17 protein-coding genes and 1 riboswitch are annotated in these 15,951 nt (G+C 65.7%); of the genes, 9 read left to right on the top strand and 8 right to left on the bottom strand.

The window, feature by feature from the left end; all coding sequences use genetic code 11:
* Position 1 precedes the first annotated feature (1 nt).
* The 3 genes from FIV09_RS06935 to FIV09_RS06925 form a co-directional block, all read right to left on the bottom strand.
* Complete coding sequence (locus tag FIV09_RS06935) at positions 2-2,365, bottom strand: ABC transporter permease (protein ID WP_152449316.1); 2,364 nt, start codon at positions 2,363-2,365, stop codon at positions 2-4.
* Positions 2,362-3,069: an ABC transporter ATP-binding protein gene (locus tag FIV09_RS06930; protein ID WP_152449315.1), complete on the bottom strand. Its 708-nt coding sequence runs from the start codon at positions 3,067-3,069 to the stop codon at positions 2,362-2,364. Before FIV09_RS06930 ends, FIV09_RS06935 begins: the two co-directional genes overlap by 4 nt.
* Before the next feature lie 275 nt (positions 3,070-3,344).
* Complete coding sequence (locus FIV09_RS06925) at positions 3,345-4,079, bottom strand: gamma-glutamylcyclotransferase (protein WP_172975645.1); 735 nt, start codon at positions 4,077-4,079, stop codon at positions 3,345-3,347.
* Positions 4,080-4,419: 340 nt separating this feature from the next.
* On the opposite strand from FIV09_RS06925, the gene FIV09_RS06920 reads away from it, so the two are divergent.
* Positions 4,420-5,538: a YcjF family protein gene (locus FIV09_RS06920; protein WP_152449313.1), complete on the top strand. Its 1,119-nt coding sequence runs from the start codon at positions 4,420-4,422 to the stop codon at positions 5,536-5,538.
* Entirely contained in the window at positions 5,528-7,090 is a 1,563-nt protein-coding gene (locus tag FIV09_RS20715; RefSeq protein ID WP_172975644.1) for a GTPase family protein, read from the top strand. Before FIV09_RS06920 ends, FIV09_RS20715 begins: the two co-directional genes overlap by 11 nt.
* A 22-nt stretch (positions 7,091-7,112) precedes the next feature.
* Here the strand turns inward: FIV09_RS20715 and FIV09_RS06910 are convergent, their stop codons facing one another.
* The 5 genes from FIV09_RS06910 to FIV09_RS06890 all read right to left on the bottom strand — a co-directional run bounded on the left by FIV09_RS06910 (position 7,113) and on the right by FIV09_RS06890 (position 10,234).
* Positions 7,113-8,009, bottom strand: a complete 897-nt coding sequence (locus tag FIV09_RS06910) for an alpha/beta fold hydrolase (protein ID WP_152449311.1) — start codon at positions 8,007-8,009, stop codon at positions 7,113-7,115.
* Between the two features lie 145 nt (positions 8,010-8,154).
* On the bottom strand, positions 8,155-8,442 hold the full coding sequence (locus tag FIV09_RS06905; protein WP_152449310.1) for a hypothetical protein: 288 nt from the start codon (positions 8,440-8,442) through the stop codon (positions 8,155-8,157).
* A 52-nt stretch (positions 8,443-8,494) separates the two neighbouring features.
* A complete protein-coding gene (locus tag FIV09_RS06900) occupies positions 8,495-8,833 on the bottom strand; it encodes a MerR family transcriptional regulator (protein ID WP_152449309.1) in 339 nt (112 codons plus the stop codon).
* Positions 8,830-9,783: a DnaJ C-terminal domain-containing protein gene (locus tag FIV09_RS06895; RefSeq protein ID WP_152449308.1), complete on the bottom strand. Its 954-nt coding sequence runs from the start codon at positions 9,781-9,783 to the stop codon at positions 8,830-8,832. Before FIV09_RS06895 ends, FIV09_RS06900 begins: the two co-directional genes overlap by 4 nt.
* Before the next feature lie 16 nt (positions 9,784-9,799).
* Positions 9,800-10,234: a thioredoxin domain-containing protein gene (locus tag FIV09_RS06890; protein ID WP_152449307.1), complete on the bottom strand. Its 435-nt coding sequence runs from the start codon at positions 10,232-10,234 to the stop codon at positions 9,800-9,802.
* Positions 10,235-10,448: 214 nt separating this feature from the next.
* Between FIV09_RS06890 and FIV09_RS06885 the strand changes: the two genes are divergently transcribed.
* From FIV09_RS06885 to FIV09_RS20335, 7 genes are all read left to right on the top strand, one after another.
* The gene (locus FIV09_RS06885) at positions 10,449-10,772 is read left to right on the top strand and encodes a DUF3775 domain-containing protein (RefSeq protein ID WP_152449306.1); all 324 of its coding nucleotides are present in this window, start codon (positions 10,449-10,451) and stop codon (positions 10,770-10,772) included.
* 238 nt (positions 10,773-11,010) lie between these two features.
* Positions 11,011-11,118: riboswitch (guanidine-I (ykkC/yxkD leader) on the top strand.
* 96 nt (positions 11,119-11,214) lie between these two features.
* Positions 11,215-12,282 carry a putative urea ABC transporter substrate-binding protein gene (locus FIV09_RS06880; RefSeq protein ID WP_152449305.1) on the top strand — a complete coding sequence of 356 codons (1,068 nt, stop codon included), beginning with the start codon at positions 11,215-11,217 and terminating at the stop codon, positions 12,280-12,282.
* A gap of 72 nt (positions 12,283-12,354) precedes the next feature.
* A complete protein-coding gene (locus tag FIV09_RS06875; protein WP_152449304.1) occupies positions 12,355-13,170 on the top strand; it encodes an ABC transporter permease in 816 nt (271 codons plus the stop codon).
* A complete protein-coding gene (locus FIV09_RS06870) occupies positions 13,167-13,949 on the top strand; it encodes an ATP-binding cassette domain-containing protein (protein WP_152449303.1) in 783 nt (260 codons plus the stop codon). Before FIV09_RS06875 ends, FIV09_RS06870 begins: the two co-directional genes overlap by 4 nt.
* 111 nt (positions 13,950-14,060) lie before the next feature.
* Positions 14,061-15,320: an agmatinase family protein gene (locus tag FIV09_RS06865; RefSeq protein WP_152449302.1), complete on the top strand. Its 1,260-nt coding sequence runs from the start codon at positions 14,061-14,063 to the stop codon at positions 15,318-15,320.
* Positions 15,310-15,780, top strand: a complete 471-nt coding sequence (locus FIV09_RS06860) for a hypothetical protein (RefSeq protein WP_152449301.1) — start codon at positions 15,310-15,312, stop codon at positions 15,778-15,780. Before FIV09_RS06865 ends, FIV09_RS06860 begins: the two co-directional genes overlap by 11 nt.
* Entirely contained in the window at positions 15,777-15,935 is a 159-nt protein-coding gene (locus FIV09_RS20335; RefSeq protein ID WP_172975643.1) for a hypothetical protein, read from the top strand. Before FIV09_RS06860 ends, FIV09_RS20335 begins: the two co-directional genes overlap by 4 nt.
* The last annotated feature ends 16 nt before the right edge of the window (positions 15,936-15,951 follow it).

Here is a 15,951-nt window from a genome sequence, read left to right as displayed (position 1 = left end):
CCTATTCCCGTGTTTTGAGCGCTTCGATCAGATCGACCCGATCCAGATCGCGCTTGACCAGCCAGCCCGAGACGAAGGCCGCCCCAAGGACGACAAGCATGGCCTGACCATAGCTGACCGGATCGAAAATGGCGGGGATCTGGTAAAGATCGGTCGAGTAGCCCGCCGCGATCACAAACGACAGATGGTATCCGAGGATCGCCCCGACCGGCAGCGCGATCGCCGTGACCACGGCCAGTTCCCCCAGAAGGACAAACGCGACCTCCCCGCGTGAAAAGCCGATGACCCGCAGGCTGGCCAGGTCGCGCGCGCGTTCGGCCAGCGCGATCCGGGCGGCGTTGTAGACGATGCCGAAGGTTATGATGAAGGCAATCGCCCCCATCACGTAGCGGATCGAGCCCGCGCCTTCGTTCATCACGCGGGCGACCGAGTCGCGCGCCTCCGCCTTCAGGCTGACGCCCGCGACAATCGGCATGGCCTGAAGGGCGGCATAGATCGCCCCGGCCTCGCGTGTGTCGATGGTCAGATAGGCGGCGGAGATGCGCCCGGGCTCGCGCAGCGCGCGATTGAGGGCATGCAGGTCCATGTAGGCGGGCGATCCCAGCAGGGTCTGCGCCGTCCCGGTCACCGGGATCTGCAAGAGCGGGCGGCGCCCCTCGCGGACATCCACGGTCAGCATGTCGCCCGGCGCCACATCGAGCATGCGCGCCAGCACATCCGACAGCACGATTCCGCGTTCCGGCAAGTTGATCGCCGCGAGGTCCGCATCGAGCGCGCGATTGAGCTCCGGCTCCGGCGGCAAGCCGATGAGCGCGCCGCGATGGGCCCGTCGCCCGTTGCGCATCACCACGCTGACATGGCGTACCGGCTCGGCACGCTCCACACCTGGCAGCCGCACGAGTTCGAACAGGGTCTTGTCGCTTACGGGATGGGTGAAGCTGACGGTGACATCGCTGCGGTCGATGACCGAAAAGGTCAGGTCGATGCTGCGGTCAAAGCCCGCATAGATCGTGATCATGGCCACCGACAGCGCCATGCCCGAAGCAATGCCGATGACCGAGCCCGCCATGCGCACGGGCTGACGTGTCAGGCGGCGCAGCACCATCCGCGAGGGCTGATCGAGAAACCGGTTCAGGCTTCGGCCAACCCTACCGCTTCGGCTGAAATTGGGCGGCGCGGGCGGGCGCATCGCCATGGCCGGTGCCAGCGCGAAGACCCGACGCAGTACAAAAAGCCCGCCTGCCGATGCAGCGAGAATGCTGACGATCACGCCGGTCGCGAAGGAGGCAGGATCGAGTTGGAAGACGAGGAAGGGAAACTTGAAGTAGATCGTATAGATGCCGACCAAGGCCCGCCCGGCCGCGATACCGCCAAGACAGCCTGCCGCGGCTCCACCCGCTGCAATGGCGAGGATCAGCTTGAAATAATGCGCGCCGACTTCGGTATTGGTATAGCCGAAGGCTTTCATCAGCCCGATCTCCTCGCGCTCGGACTGCACCATGCGGCTGATGACGATGTTCAGAAGAAAGGCCGCGACCGCGAGGAACAGAGGCGGCACGCTGACCGCGGCGGCTTCAAGGCCGGAGATCTCCTCAGAGACGAAGCGGTTCGAGAACTGATCGGCCAGACCGTAAGCCCCTGCCCCGCCATAGGGATCGAGCATCCGGTCGACACTCTCCCGCACGGACCGCTCCGACGCGCCGCGCGACAGGCCCAGCAAGACCTCGTTGAAGGCGCCGTCCATGTCGTAAGCCGCGGCCAGGCTTGCACGGCCCATCCAGATCACGCCGAACCGCGCATCGTCGGGCACCAACTCTCCGGGTGCCGTGGTGTAAAGAAACTCGGGGCTTTGCGCGAGACCGACGATATCGAAGCTGCGCCGCGCCCCGTTCATGGTTGCGCGCAAAGCGTCGCCCGGTCGCAGGCCATGGGCGACGGCAAATCCCTGCAGCAGCAGAATTTCGTCCGGGCGCCCGACAGACGGCATCCGGCCATCGGTCAGGTACACGTCGTTGAGCGCCGGACGGCCCCGGTCTGGCAGGGAGGTTGCCATCGCCTGAACCGGCAGATCCCGCCCCGGCACATCGATGAGGGCGCGCCCGACCACCCGCGTCTGCACCGACGCAACACCGGGAATATCCGCGAGGCGTCCGCTCAGGCGCTCCGGCGCGCGGGCCACCGGCGCGAAGATATCGGCCATGCGGTAGCGGTCGTAATAGGCGTCGCGTGTCTCGCTCAGCGAGGCGACGAGGCCCGTCATCATCACCAGCATCATCACGCCCATGGCGATCACGGCGCCGATGGCGGCCGCCTGCCCCTTCATGCGCCACAGATCACGCAGGAGCTTGTGATCGAGCGGGCTCACCAGACGATCTCCTCGGGCGGGCGCTTGTCGCGGTTTTCCACGATCTCACGGATGTCTCCGTCGGCAAAATGGATGACCCGGTCGGCCATGCGTGCCTGGTTCGCGGCATGGGTAACCATCAGCACGGTGGAGCCGAGCCGCGCATTCACATCCGCAAGCACCCGCAGCACCGACCGCCCCGTGGCGGAATCGAGCGCGCCTGTCGGCTCGTCGCAGAACAGCACATCGGGCTGCTTTGCGATGGCGCGCGCGATGGCGACGCGCTGCTGTTCCCCACCGGAAAGCTGGGCGGGGAAGTGATCCGTCCGGGCGCGCAACCCGACAAGATCGAGTGCGGCATCTGCATCCATCGGATCCGTCGCAATCTCCGTCACCAGTTCGACATTCTCGCGCGCGGTAAGGCTCGGCATCAGGTTGTAGAACTGGAACACGAAGCCCACGTGGTTGCGCCTGTAGCGCGTCAACTCGGTGTCGTTCATGGCGCTGAGCCGCTGGTCCCGGAACAGAACCTCGCCCGCCGTGCCACGATCCAGGCCCCCGATGATGTTGAGAAGCGTGGATTTCCCCGACCCGGACGGCCCCAGCAGGACGACGATCTCGCCCTCCGGGATCTGCAGATCGACCCCGCGCAGGGCGTGAACCGCGGAATGCCCCTCCCCGTAGACCTTGGTCAGACCGCGGGTGGTATAGGCGATACGGGTCATGGGGCCCGCACCTCACCGGCCGCCCTTCGCGGTAAGCAGGCATTGGTTCTGACGGAATTATTCGCGGTCCACGCCGCGCCGATGTCCCGGCGCAATGGATGTCGCCGGTGCCTCTTTCGAAACCCCGGGAAGACATCTGATCGCTTTGGACACCGCATCCGTCGACCTTGCCGCCTGCGCCAAGAAAGCTGGTGCAGCGAGCCTATCAGACCGCTCATGTCTGTGGGAAGAAAACGCGCGTGACGTCGGCGTCACGACTTGCGCCCGGTTTCTGATCAGGCCGACTGGGCCTTGGCCGACAGATACTCATCGACATCTCGCAGCAAGGACTCGCAATCCGCGTCCTCGATACCGAGCGCCTCGAAATGCGCGACAATATTGGCCAGGTAATCCCGGCTGGTGCCCAGAAAGCCCGCCCCATGCGCGATATAGCGGATCTGCTCTTCGCGGGCGATATCGGCGCGCATGTCGGGCACGGCATGATCGGCCACGAAGGTCAGCGCCTGGACCGGTTCGTCATCAAGCTCGACGGGAACCATCCGCGCGAGATAGGCCGGCGCCAGCATTTCCCGACGGAAGAGAATCCGCGTCTCGGTATCGACCAAATCCGCCGCGATCCGGAACGCCAGCCCCTCGCAGCCATGGCCCGTATCGAGCGCTGCCATGAGACCGGGCGCCTCAGCGGTCCCACGCGCCCCGCGCCACTCCACCAGCATCATCTTGCGCTCGTAATCCGGCAGGTAGGCGCGACGGACTTCGGAAAAGTGGAGCGCCGGATCCCACATCAGGGAGCCGTAGCCAAAGACCCAGAGATCGCCCGAATGCCCGCTCAACGCCGCCGCGCGCAGCGCTTCCCGGGCGTCATCCCGGTGCGGCCAGTCGCGATGCACCGCCATTTCGGGAAAGCGCTCGATCATCCCCTCGAATGAGAAGTCGCGAAAGAACGACGCCTCGGGGGCTGCGATCTTGTCGCGCAGTTCGGGGTGATGTGCGAAAGGATCATCGGACAAGGGGTTGGCCTTCGGTCGGGGATGGGCATGCGCAGGGACCATGCGGCATCCCGCGCGGCGCGTCCAGCAGGCAAGGAGTGGCGTTGAGCGGACCCGAGACGGGCCAAAGCCCCGACTTTGCGCATCTTTGTTTGGATCGTCCCGCAGGATTGCTTAGGCTTTGCATGATGTCCCCTGCCGAAAAGGCGCCAGAATGACTGCATGCGCGGATCCCCGATCCGGCCCGGTGGCCTATCCCACCTCCCAAGTCCGGTTTGCGGGAGTGGTGCGGGCCACCGTTTGGAAGGTCGCGCGGCAGGGCTGGCTTTCCGTTTCAGCCCCGCAGGTTAAGTGATGCCATATGCGTAACCCGTTTGATCGTTTCACCGGGCAGACCCCGGAGGATGCCGCAGACCCGCCCCCCGAGGCGGAGGCAATGGCGCGCGACATCCCGATCGTCTGGCTGCTGGGGCGGACGGGTGCGGGCAAAAGCTCCCTCATCCGGGTTCTGACCGGGCTCGACGAGATCGCGGTCGGGAACGGCTATGCCCCCTGCACGCGCAGCTCGCAGAGTTTCGACTTCCCCGCCGAGGAGCCGCTCGTGCGGTTTCTGGACACGCGGGGCCTCGGCGAAGCGGGCTATGATCCAAGCGAGGATCTGGCGGCCTGCGAAGGCCACAGCCACGCCGTGATGGTCGTGGCCCGGCTCGATGATCCGATCCAGGGCGAGGTTGCGGACGCCTTGAAGGCGGTGGTGCAACGCCGCCCGAAGATGGAGATCTTGCTTGTGCATACGGGCGCGGATCTTGTTCCCGATCCGGCCATGCGATCCCGTGCCAAGGCCGCCATTCAGAAGCGGATCGAGGACGCGGCGGGGCGATCCGTTCCCCATGTCGTCATCAGCCTGCCCGCCCATGGCAATCCGCGCGCAGACGAGCTTGCCGCCCTGAAGGATGCGCTGGTCGAAACCCTGCCCAATGCCGGGCTGGCGCTGCGCGAGGAAGCCGCGACCGACGCCGAATCCCGCGCCTTCAACGCGGTGCGCCGAACCGTTCTGCTTTACTCCGGCATGGCGGGCGGGTCAGACGCGCTGCCCATCTTGGGGCTGTTTTCGTCGACGGGATTGCAATTCACCATGCTCAAGAAGCTTGGCGATCATTACGGCGTGCCCGTTACGCTGGCGCTGGCGCGGAATTTCCTGTCTCTTCTGGGTGTGGGCGTCGGTGGCCGCCTTCTGGGCAGCGTTGCGCTGCGGCAGGGCGGCAAGCTGATTCCGGGATACGGTCAGACCGCAGGCGCGGTGGCCGCAGGTGCGTTCACCTTCGTTGCGACCTATGCGCTGGGTCGGACGGCGGGGCGGTATCTCTATACCTTGTCGATGGGCGAGACGCCCACGCGCGACGACATCCAGGCCACCTTTCGCGAAGCCTTGAAGGGGGCTGGGCAGCAGCATGACCCCGGGCAGCAGCATGATCATTGATCGCGCACGCGGCTTCCTGCTCAGATGGCGCATCCTCGTGCGGGCGGGGGCAATCGCGGTGCCGGTTCTCGTGTCGTGCCTTCTGGGCCTTCTGTGGCTGCGCGAGCATGGCTACCTTCTGGAATTCACGATCACCTGTCTGGTCATCGGGCTCTTGGCCTATCTCGCGCTGAAACTGCCCATGTGGCTTGGCAAGGCCGCGCCATCCGAGCCGATGGACCTGACCGAGACGTATCATGTGGAGGCCGATCCCGATTGGTCGCCCTCCGAACAGAAGGCCTTTGCTGCGGCGCGCAAGCTGATCGACACGCGCCTGCGCCATCCCCTGCCCGTCGAGGAGATCCAGGATTTCGCCCTCGAGGTGATCCGCAAGGTGGCCGAGGCCTCGGGCGAGACGGGCAAGCGCGATCTCGACTTCACGATCCCCGAGGCCCTGCTTCTGGTGGAGCGCGTGTCATCCCGGCTGCGTGCCGATCTCAGGGCGCATATCGCCATCTCGGACCGGATCTCGGTCGGCACGCTGGTCTGGCTCTGGCAGAACCAGGACCGAGCCAAGCGGCTTTACGGTCTGGGGCACGGCGCCTATCGCGTTTATCGGCTGACCGCGGGCCTGCCTGTTGCGGTGATGCGCGAGACGCTGGATCTGGTTACCAGCGGCAATTCCAAGATGCTGACCGGGGAGTTGCAGGTCATCGGCCAGCGGATCCTCTTCGAGGAGATCGCCCGCGCCGCAACGGAGCTTTATTCCGGGCGCTTGCGGATGTCCGACGCGGAGCTTCTCGAAAGTATCCTGCAGGAGGCCGATATCGACCGACAGCGTCTGGCCGAACCCGATGCGCCCTTGCGGATCGCGGTCGCGGGACAGGTCAGCGCGGGCAAATCCAGCCTGGTGAATGCCTTGCTCGGGATGAATGTGGCCGAGACGGACATGCCGCCAACCACGGATCGCGACACGGTGCATGAAGGCGACATCGACGGTCTGCCCTGCGCCATGGTCGACCTTCCGGGCCTCGATGGCAGCGCCAAGGCCACCGAGATGACCCTGCGCGAGGCGGATCGCTGCGACATCCTTCTGTGGGTCGCGGCGGCCAACCGTCCGGGCCGGGAAATCGACCGGGCCACGATCGCGAAGATCGAGACGCAATTCGCGGAGAAGCCCGGCCGTCGCGTGCCGCCCCTGATCGGCATCGCCACCTTCTGCGACAAGCTGGCCGGGTCCGACTGGCCCTACCCGGAGCATTCCATTCCGCAGGAGGTGCAGACCCGCATCGGGGCTGCCGTCACCGCGATCGCGCAGGAGACGGGCATGGATGCGCCGGTCCCGGTGGCGCTGGGCAATCACCCGTGGAACGTCTCGGCGGTGCGGCAGCAGGTCTCCGTCCGGCTTCTGGAAGGCATCCGGGTGCAGCGCAACCGCACGCGCCTGACGCGCGGAGACAAATCCTTCGGGCGCGAGGCGCTGGATACGGTTCAGGGCGTCACCAAGAGCCTTCGGTCGCTCTCGAAACACGCGGCGGCGCGGTACAGGCGGTCCGACAAGACGCCACGCTGATTGGGTCCTGCGCGCCTCGCTCTCAGCTTCGATCGGACGGCACAACACCCGTGATGCTGTCGCTGACCGCGCGCGGATCGCGCAGGGGCCAGCGTCCCGCATCGACCTGCGCGAAGAACTTCTCCAACGCAGTGTTGAAAAGATCCGGTTCCTCAAGATTGACGGTATGCCCAGTGCCCGGCACGACCTGAAGCTGCGCGCTTGGAATGACCGATTTCAGGAATATGCCTGGCAGTGAACAGGGCCAATCCTCGTCCCCGTTCAGGATCAGGCAGGGCGTTGTCATGGCGCGCAGACCATCCTCAAGATCGTAGATCGACGGGCGTTCGCGCTGCACCTGCTGCTGGGTATGGGCCGAGCCTGTTGCCGAATGCTCCGCCATCGCGTCTGCGAATTCGCGCCAGCCGCGCGGATTCTTGTTCTGGAATTGCACGCGGGTCGGTCCTTGCGTGTAATGCTCCGCAAACGCCTTCATGCCGTCGCGGCGCAACCTTTCGGCGCTGGCATCCGCCTCGGCCCGCCATAGCGTCTGGCGCTCTCGCTCCGCGCCATATCCCACGCCGGAGACAACGAGCGACAAGGCGCGCTCGGGCGCGGTCAGGCCGAGATGCAGCGTCGCATATCCCCCCATCGACAGGCCCACCACATGCGCCCGGTCGATGCCGAGCCCGTCGAGGATGGCGATGACATCCGCCGTGGCCCGCGCCTGCGAATACTTCGCCGGATCGTCCGGCACGTCCGAGGGTGGCCAGCCGCGCGCATTGAAGACGATGCAGCGGTAGCGACGCGCGAAGTAGCGCACCTGCGGCTCCCAGCTGCGACAATCGCCTGCGAATTCATGCACGAACAGGACCGGCGTGCCCTGCCCCGTCTCCTCGTAGTAAAGGGCGACGCCATCATCGGTTGTGAGTGTCGGCATTGGCTTGCTGCTCCGCCTGCGATCCGGGCTTTACCCTTCGGTCTGGTCCAACCCGCAGGCTAGTGCAGAACGCGGCATTGATCCATCGGGCGCGGGCCGACGCCACGACCTGCGTGCGGTTCATGCGGGGCGGGCCGTCAGCAGATCAGACGCGCGGCAAGGCCAAAAGCGTAATCTTGAGCGTTCGTCGCTGGCGCGCCTCGTCGAATTTCCGCTGCGCCGCCTGAAGCTGCAACAGAGCACGGTCGCGCTGCTCATAGAGCTTGCGCAGTTTCGAGCCCGGCGCACCGATCAGCAAACCCGTCGGGCGCGCGCCCACCGGAAACCACGCCCGCGCATCGCGCTGCGCCTGCTGCCATGCGCGGTCAGAAGCCAGGTATCGTTGGTAGAAAATCATCACGGCCCGGCGCCGCGGAACCAGATCAGGGGTCATGGCAACTTACCTCCCATCACATTGCCCTATTAGCAAAAACCGATCACTTTTCCTAGTCCGAGCCGCCGATCCGCGCCTTCAGCGATGCCAGCACGGCGCGGCGGATATCATCTGGCTGATCCTCGACGGCCTCGCGCAAAAGACGCAGGTCGCGCCGCGTGCGATGCAGGTTGTCTATGAGTGACAGCAGCGTCGGGATCGCGTCTTCCGGCAGCGCCATGTCCTTGCTCAGATCGCACAGCAAGCGCAGGCGCGCGACATCCACGTCATCGAAAATCGGGCCCGCCTCGCTTTCGGCGGGACGGACCCAGCCTTCGCTGACCCATAGCCGCAGATCGTGCACCGTGAGGCGCTCGATGCGCGCGACGACCATCCGTTCATCGAGGCTCATAGGCTTTTCCTCAATTCCGCGCGCGGGTCGAAGGCGGCCTTGTCCCGCATCCGCTCCGCCAGCTTGCGCGTCTCGTCGTCGATCTCGGGCGGCAGCACGATCTTCAGCCGGACGGTCTGATCGCCTGCCTTGTTGCCCCGCTTGATCCCCCGGCCCTTGAGGCGCAGCCGTCGCCCCGAGGACGCACCCGGGGGGATCGTCATCGCGACCGAGCCCGCGATCGTGGGCACATCAACCTTCGCGCCGAGCACCGCCTCGTCGAGCGTGATCGGCAGTTCCATCTCGATATTGTCGCCCTCGCGGATGAAGACCGGATGCGCACCCACGGCGATGGTGATGAGCGCGTCTCCGGGCGGGCCATCGCCCAGTCCCGGCTGGCCCTTGCCGCGAAGCCGCAGGGTCTGGCCGTTGCGCACGCCCGGCGGAATCGAGATTTCGATGGCCTTGCCGTCGGGCATGGTGACAGAGCGTTTCGCCCCCAGCGCGGCATCGAGGAAATCGACATCCAGGTGATAGCGCTGGTCCTGACCGCGCGCCTGAAACGCCCCGCGTGGCCCGCCGCCGCGCGCGCGACCGCCGAAGAGGTCCGCGAAGGCCTGCGCCAGATCCTCATCCGCGCCGGGTCTGAACCCGCCTCCGAAGCTCGGCCCACCCGGTCCGCCATCGTAGCGCGCGCCCGCATCCTGATCGGCGTATTGATGATAATATTGCCGCTGCGGGCGTTCCTGACCGGAGGCGTCGATCTCGCCTGCATCGAAGCGCCGACGCTTTTCGGGATCGCGCAGCAGATCGTGCGCAGCAGAGACCGCCTGAAAGCGCGCCTGCTTGTCGGGATCGTCGGGGTTCAGATCGGGATGCAGGGACTTGGCGAGTTTGCGGTAGGCCTTCTTGATCTCGTCCTGAGACGCCGTCTTGGCCACGCCTAGAACCATGTAGGGATCGTCGATCATGTCACGGGGCCCCTTTTCACGTCCGCGCCTCGGCGCCGACCCAGGCCGCGATCTCGCCCGCCTGCGTCACGCCCGTCCGGCGCGCGATCTCTCGCCCCTTGCGGAAGGCAATGAGCAGCGGAATGCCCCGGATGCCGTAGCGAGCGCCCGCCGCCGGATGCGCCTCGGTGTCGAGTTTGGCAAAGCGCGCCCGGCCCTTGAGCATCTGGGCAGCCTTCGCGAATTCCGGCGCCATCATCCGGCACGGCCCGCACCATGCGGCCCAGAAATCCACGACGAGCGGGACCTCATCGGTCGCTTGCGCCTTCCTGAGAATGTCGAGGCTGATCTCGACGGGTTTCGCGGGCATCAAGGCCGCGCCGCAGGTGCCGCATTTCGGCCCCGCGCCCAGCCGGTCCTCGGGCACCCGGTTGGCTTGTCCACACTCAAAGCATGTCAGTTTCAGGCCCATCGGCGCTGCTCCACCTATTCCAACTCATGAATATATAAGAGGCCTGCGCCGCAGCATAAGGGGGGAAAGTGCCGGTCGATTTGATTCATGTCATCGTCTGGACAATTTCCGCCCCCTACACCTTGGGCGTCGAACATGCGCCGACGATCCGCAGGCGAGCCAGGCCCTGCCCGGCGCGCGTGACGTATCTAGCGTCCGCAGAGAGGAGCGAACGATGCCGGAGATCAGCACCAACAAGGTCGTGCGCGTCATATTCCTCGCGCGGGAATACGGACCGGAAAGCCACCAGCTTCACGACTACATCTCCGGATTGAACGAGGATGAGGCCGCGAACCTCGTGGCGATCATGTGGGTGGGTCGCGAAAGTTTCGATGCGGATGACTGGGACGAGGCGCTCGCCACCGCACGGGCCGAGGCGACCGCACCGACGGCGGATTATCTGTCGGGCATGCCGGAACTGGCGGACCAGTTGGAATCCGGCCTCGATGCGCTTGGTATCGATGTGAGCGACGCCGAAGACCATTTCCGCGACCGGTAACAGCGCGGTCACCTCTGCGCGCGATGCCTCCACCGCATGGGATGATGACGCCGACGGTGTTTCGCCCGACAGCCGCAGGAACGCTTCGCTCTGCGGTGCAACAATCGCCGATGCCACCGTGCCCGCGTCCGCCGCTCTCCGGCACCGATGTCTAGTTTTTAAGCACAGACGCAGGCGAGCCCGCGCTAAGCGGTCCTTTTTTGTTGCGCAAGGCGCGCGTTGGCGGGTCATCTTCGGGGTGCAGGACGTTTAGGGTTCCGCCGCGCCCCCGCGGGTCTGGTCCGAGAAACGTCACCTGACCGGCAAATTCCGGGCGGGCACACGGCGGGGCAAAATCCCGGGAGGCATACTGCGCAGGTCTGACCCGCGCCCACCTCTTTGTTCCGCCAGCGGGCCGGACCTTACCTCAATCGAGGGCGGGACGCTTACAAAGGGTAAGTCCATGAACCGAAGAACGCTGCTGTCCACGACGGTCCTGTCGCTTGGCCTCCTTGCCGCGACCCAAGGCCCTGTCGCCGCACAGGAAAAGTCCGAATTCCGTCTGGCCTGGTCGATCTATGTGGGCTGGATGCCCTGGGGCTACCTGGAAGACTCCGGCATCATGGACAAATGGGCCGAGAAATACGGCATCGACGTCGAGATCGTGCAGATCAACGATTACGTGGAATCCATCAACCAATACACCGCCGGTGCTTTCGACGGCGTCTCGGCCACGAACATGGACACGCTGTCGATCCCGGCAGGCGGCGGCGTCGACACGACCGCGCTGATCATCGGGGATTATTCCAACGGCAATGACGCGGTGATCGCCAAGGGCGACGCGACGCTTGAAGACCTCGCGGGCACATCCGTGAACCTCGTGGAGCTGTCGGTGTCGCATTACCTGCTCGCACGCGCGCTCGACAGCGTGGGCCTCGCGGAGCGGGACCTCGACGGCGTCGTGAACACCTCGGACGCGGACATGATCGCGGCGTTTGCGACCGAGTATGTGAGCACCGTCGTCACCTGGAACCCGCTCGTGTCGGAAATCCTGAACACCAATCCCGATGCCACGAACATCTTCGACAGCTCGGCCATTCCGGGCGAGATCCTCGATCTGATGGTGGTGAACACCGAAACGCTGGCCGCCAATCCCGATTTCGGCAAGGCCGTCGTCGGCGCCTGGTACGAGGTGATGGGCCTGATGGCCGCAGGCGACGAAGAGGCGCTGACCGCCATGGCCGAGGCCTCGGGTACGGATCTCAAAGGCTACAAGGCCCAGCTTGCCGCGACGGAGATGTTCTACACGCCCGCCGATGCGGTCGCGCAGGCCTCGAGCGCGGATCTGCCCGAGACGATGGTTAACGTTGCCGAGTTCCTGTTCGACAAGGGGATCCTCGGCGTCGATGCGCCCTCGGCGGATTTCGTGGGCATCGAATACCCGGACGGGACCGTGACCGGGAATACCGACAACGTGCAGTTCCGCTTTGACGCGAGCTACATGCAGATGGCGGCCGACGGCGCGCTTTGATCTGACGCCTGAGCCCAAGCCCGGCCGGTCGTCCTGGCCGGGCGCCTTTCCGCTGCCCCAGAGAGATCGCGCATGCGCCTGATCAATCGCCGCCCCACCTTCCGTCCGCTTGTGGTCGCGCTGGCCGCCCTGCCCTTCGTGGCCGTGGCTGTGGCCTATGCGGTGGGCTCCGATATCCGGCTGACCGCCAATCCGCAGGACAAGCTGCTGCCCGCCCCCGCGACGATCTTCGACACCGCGATCCGGCTTTTCACCGAAGGTGACCGCCGGTCGGGCGAGATCCTGTTGTGGCAGGATACATGGGCGAGCCTCAGGCGGCTGTTGTTCGGGGTCGGCATCGGGGCGCTGATCTCCCTCGCAACGGGCGTGCTGATCGGCATGCTGCCCTATGTGCGGCGCACCCTGTCGGATTTCGTCGCCGTCCTGTCGATGGTGCCACCGCTGGCGCTGCTGCCCATCCTGTTCATCGTCTTCGGCCTCGGCGAGACCTCCAAGGTCGTGCTGATCGTCGTGGGCATCACGCCGTTCCTGATCCGCGATCTGAGCCAGCGGGTTCTGGACATCCCGCATGAGGAGATCGTGAAGGCGCAGACGCTTGGCGCCTCGACGCTGGTGATCGCGCTGCGCGTGGTGCTGCCGCAGATCCTGCCGCGGCTGATTGCGGCGGTGCGGCTGTCGCTGGGATCTGCTTGGCTGTTCCTGATCGCGGCCGAGGCGGTCGCGGCGGATGTGGGGCTCGGCTACCGCATCTTCCTCGTGCGCCGCTACCTCGCGATGGACATCATCCTGACCTACGTGATCTGGATCACGCTTCTGGCCTTCCTGATCGACTGGGCACTGAAAACCGCCTCGCGCCGCGCCTTCCCCTGGCTGGGGGCGAGCCTGTGAGTTTCGTCTCTGTCACAGATGTCTGGCAGGCCTATGACGGGCGCTCGATCATCGAGCGCGTCAATCTCGACGTGGCCGAGGGCGAATTCGTCTCCATCGTCGGCGCGTCCGGCTGCGGCAAGTCCACCTTCCTGCGGCTCCTGCTGGCCGATGAGCGCCCGACGCGGGGCGAGATCCGCATCGATGGCGGCGCACCGGCGGTCGAACCGGGGCGCGAGCGGGGCGTCGTCTTCCAGCGCTACTCGGTCTTCCCGCACATGACCGTGCGCGACAATATCGTCGCCGCTGAGAGTTTCCCGACAGGGTTCGGGCGATTTTTCGGGGCGAAGCTGCGCGCCGCCCGCGCCCGCGCCGACGAGACGCTGGAGCGGATCGGCCTTGCGCACGTGGCCAAGAACTACCCCGCGACGCTCTCGGGCGGGATGCAGCAGCGGCTGGCCATCGGGCAGGCCCTGACCGCGCGGCCCCGCATCCTGCTTCTCGACGAGCCCTTCGGCGCGCTCGATCCCGGCACGCGAATCGCGATGCACGATTTCCTGACCGAGCTCAGGGCCGAGACGGCGATGACCGTCTTCATGGTCACCCATGACCTGGCCGAGGGCTTCAAGCTCGGCGACCGCGTTCTGGTCTTCGACAAGCCGCGCTGGGATCCGGACTTCCCCGAAGCCTACGGCGCCACGATCACCTACGATTTCGACGCCCGCGACGGCGGTATCCCCTACCAGCGCATCCTGAAGGATGTGCCGGCACTCGGGCCCGCTGTGCCGCCGCCGGACTAGCCCGCCCGCACCCGATGCCCATGCGCGCCGCCGGGCCCCGCGCATGGGAGACAGCCAAGGTCCGGAAGCCGCATGCCCCCAGAGCGGGGCGTACCCGAGAGGGAGACTGACATGCTCTTTGAGCCGATGACCCGCAACAGCCGGTCCCACCACCCCGACGCCGCGCGCGCACGCCATGCCGCGCGTGAGCGGCGCTTTCACCATCCCGACCTGACCAAGCTCGGCGGTTGGCGCGCCATGCAGAAGGAGGGCGAACTGCCCGAGGGCCGCTGGGACGAGGAACGCCGATGGGCGCTGCGCATGGGCCTGACCGGCGCGGACACGATCGAGGACAAGTCGATCCCGACCTTCGCGCGGGGCGAGCTGCCGCATTATGCGGGCATCAACACCTTCCTCAAGGCGCCCTATACCGAGGACGTGCTGGAGGTCGCCAATTACGACGCGACCGTGCTGGGCATCCCCTTCGACGGCGGGACAACCTACCGCCCCGGCACGCGCTTCGGCCCGCAGGGCGTGCGCAAGATCTCGGCGCTTTATACCCCCTACAACTACGAGATCGGTGTCGATCTGCGCGAACAGATGACGCTCTGCGATGCGGGCGACGTGTTCACCATTCCGGCCAATATCGAGAAGAGCTTCGATCAGATCAGCCGCGCGGTGAGCCACGTCTTCTCCTCGGGCTCGCTGCCCATCATGATCGGTGGCGATCATTCCATCGGCTTTCCCTGCGTGCGCGGCATCGCCGAATGCACCTCGAAGAAGATCGGCATCGTGCATTTCGACCGTCACGCCGACATCCAGGAAAAAGACCTCGACGAGCGGATGCACACCACGCCCTGGTTCCACGCCACCAACATGCCGAACGTGCCCGCGAAGAACCTCGTGCAGGTGGGCATCGGCGGCTGGCAAGTGCCGCGCGAGGCGGTGAAGGTCGCGCGCGAGCGGCAGACCAACATCATCACCATGTCCGACATGGAGGCGATGGGCATCGACAAGACCGCCGAGATGGCGCTCGAGATGGCCTGGGACGGGGTCGACATGGTCTACATGTCCTTCGACATCGACTCGATTGATTGCGGCTTCGTGCCGGGCACCGGCTGGCCCGAACCGGGCGGCTTCCTGCCGCGCGAGGCCTTGGCGCTCGCCTCCAAGGTCGCGGCCGAAGGCATCTGCGGGATGGAACTCGTTGAGGTCTCCCCGCCCTACGACACGTCCGACATCACCGCACTGATGGGCACGCGAGTGATCGTGGACGTGCTGGGCGCGATGGTCTCGAACGGCACGTTGGGCAAGCACAAGCAGCATATCGACAAGCCCGTCTCGATCCCGCATGGCGAATTCGAGGGCAAGAGGTGGTCCAATGCCACATGATCACGGGCCGCACGGCCATCATCACCATCACCACGACCACCACCACGATCATGGGCCGGGGGCGGGCCACAACCACGCCGATGCGGAGCATCTGCACAGCCACATGCATCACCACGACGATGCGGCGGACCTGCAGGTGCTGGCCACCCAGTTCATTGACGGCTTCCTGCAGGCCTCAGACAAGACGAGTTATCTCAAGCTTGCGGGCGTCCCGTTCGAGCGGGCCTCGAAGGACGGCGCCAAGGCGCTGAAGCTTGTCGATGTGGAACTGACCACCGACTGGCAGGTCGGCACCGCCTCGCCGAGCTTCGGCTCGCGCGAATTGTCCTACCTGCCCTTCCCCGGCGAAATGGTGCAGGAGCGCACCAACATGTCCCTGATCTACGTGTCGCTCGACGAAAAATCCGTCCTCGACATCCGCGACTTTCTCACCACCCGAAAAAAGGAAATCGACCAATGAAAACCCTGTCTCTCGCCGCAATCGCCAGCCTCGCCGCCCTGCCTGCCGCCGCGCATACCGATACGGTGCTCCACATCCATAACGCCGAGACAGGCGCGATGATCGTCGCGGCCTTCATGGTGGTCGTGGGCCTCGCGCTGGCTTTCAAGCGCTGACACGAAAGAGGCGGCC

The organism is Roseivivax sp. THAF197b (assembly GCF_009363255.1).
In the GTDB taxonomy this organism is placed as follows: Bacteria; Pseudomonadota; Alphaproteobacteria; order Rhodobacterales; family Rhodobacteraceae; genus Roseivivax.
This window is presented reverse-complemented; position numbering and strand designations above follow the sequence as displayed.